Source organism: Youngiibacter fragilis 232.1, assembly GCF_000495435.3.
Classification (GTDB): Bacteria; Bacillota; Clostridia; order Clostridiales; family Clostridiaceae; genus Youngiibacter; species Youngiibacter fragilis.
On the sequence record NZ_AXUN02000141.1, the window covers coordinates 1 to 2,119 of the forward strand.

The window sequence follows — 2,119 nt, forward strand, 5'->3', positions numbered from 1 at the left end:
TACTTTATCAATTCAGCAATAATATATTTTTTGTCTGATTGGGGTTTTATCCAATTTGTTCTATTGACATTGATAGAAAAAGACACTAAACTATGAAGAAATGAATATTCATTTTCTTATCAAGAGAGGTGGAGGGACAGGCCCTGTGAAACCCGGCAACCGATACTCAAAAGGTATACGGTGCCAATTCCTTCAGTAGAGATACTGGAAGATGAGAATAGATTCGGCTTCGCGCGCCTGGTTTATTCTCAGGCGCTTTTTCTTTTCCATTTTTCAACATAGAGGTGCACAATTGATCGATATCGAAAACATCAACAAGAGCTACGGTGACCTTTCAGTCCTAGAAGACGTCTCGATGAGCATAAACAGAGGCGAGATATTCGGGATAATAGGACACAGCGGTGCCGGCAAATCGACACTGCTGAGATGCATAAACGGCCTGGAGCCAATCGGCGCCGGGGACATCCGGATCGAAGGCAGAAGCGTAAGGTCCATGCAGGGTGAAGAGATGAGGCAGCTAAGAAAAAAGCTGTCCATGATCTTCCAGAACTTCAACCTTCTGAACCTGAAGACCGCTTACGAGAATGTGGCCCTGCCCATGGAGATATGGGGTTACGGCAAAGAGGAGACAAGGACAAGGGTACTTGAGCTGCTCAGGCTTGTAGGTCTTGAAAACAAGGCGAGAAACAAGCCAAGGGCGCTGTCCGGCGGAGAAAAGCAAAGAGTGGCGATCGCAAGGGCTCTTGCGATGAATCCTGAAGTTCTTCTTTGCGACGAGGCTACTTCAGCACTCGACCCCAAGACAACCAAAGAGATCCTGCAGCTTCTCGATAAGATAAACAGGGAGCTTGGAATCACCATCGTGATCGTCACCCATCAGATGGAGGTTATCAAGGAAGTATGCCACAGGGTAGCTCTCATGGAAAACGGCAGGGTGCTTGCACAAGGAGAGGTCGGCGAGCTGTTCCTCAAACCAGGCAGCGAGCTCAAGACGCTTCTTGCTGAAGACGAATGGGACCATCTGCCTCCAGGGATTAACATAAGGATTGCCTTTACCAGGGAATACACCAACGAAAGCGTAATTACGGAAATGGCAAGGGAGCTCGACACGAACTTCTCCATAGTATGGGGAAAGCTTGAAAAATTCAGGAGCGATGTCCTTGGCAACCTTGTCCTCAACATCGAACCCAACGACAAAAACAGGATAATCGAGTACCTCGAGAAAAGGGGACTTTCATGGGAGGTGCTGACAGATGAGCTTTAATCTTATATTTAAGGCGTTTCAAGAATCCATATACATGATATTAGTTGCTTCAGCGCTTTCAGTATCATTCGGGTTTCTGCTGGCAGTTGTGCTGGTATATACAAATCCGAAGGGACTGAAGCCAAATCCTGCAGTCTACAAGGTACTGGACTTCATAATCAACATGTTCAGGAGCTTCCCGTTCCTGATACTCATGATAATGCTGTTCCCGCTGGCAAGGCTGCTTGTTGGAAAGACCATCGGAACCACAGCAGCGATAGTCCCACTGTTCATTGGAGCCATACCTTTCGCTGCAAGGGTAATAGAGAATGCTTTCTATTCCGTGGACTATGGAATAATCGAAGCTGCCAAATCACTTGGTGCAAACAACAGGCAGATCATACTAAAAGTCATGCTGCCTGAGGCCATGCCAAACATAGTCGCTGGAATTACAAATACTGTCATAAGCATAGTAGGGTATTCCGCAATGGCTGGATCCATCGGCGGTGGCGGACTGGGAGACATAGCGATAAGGTACGGATATCACAGATACCAGATGGATGTCCTTTACGTCACAGTAATCATACTGTTCCTGCTTGTACAGCTGTTCCAGACCATTGGCAACATTGTTTACAGAAGACTACTAAGATAATGTGTGAAAATTAGCTTCATATAATATAAAAACAAAAAACGGAGGGACCAAACATGAAATCAAAGAAATTAATTGCACTCGGACTTACACTCGCCCTTTCAATAGCTGCTGCAGCTTGCGGAAGCAAGACTCCATCACCAACAACGGCACCAACTACCGCTCCTACAAAGGCTGAGCTTAAAACCCTCAAGGTCGGCGCAACTCCGGTTCCCCATGCTGAGATA

The 2,119-nt window shown here is 46.5% G+C and carries 2 protein-coding genes and 1 riboswitch; both genes read left to right on the forward strand.

What is annotated here, in order from left to right:
* Positions 1–113: 113 nt before the first annotated feature.
* A riboswitch (SAM riboswitch) is annotated at positions 114–218 on the forward strand.
* 74 nt (positions 219–292) lie between these two features.
* Positions 293–1,264 (forward strand): methionine ABC transporter ATP-binding protein, encoded by a 972-nt coding sequence (locus T472_RS07125; protein WP_023387761.1) that lies wholly within the window; start codon positions 293–295, stop codon positions 1,262–1,264.
* Positions 1,254–1,895 (forward strand): methionine ABC transporter permease, encoded by a 642-nt coding sequence (locus T472_RS07130; RefSeq protein ID WP_023387760.1) that lies wholly within the window; start codon positions 1,254–1,256, stop codon positions 1,893–1,895. The genes T472_RS07125 and T472_RS07130 overlap by 11 nt, the downstream gene beginning before the upstream one ends.
* Positions 1,896–2,119: the final 224 nt, after the last annotated feature.

What these genes read in the sequence shown, in the direction of transcription:
- T472_RS07130 (WP_023387760.1), top strand. Translation starts at nt 1,254, where the DNA reads ATGAGCTTTAATCTTATATTTAAGGCGTTTCAAGAATCCATATACATG.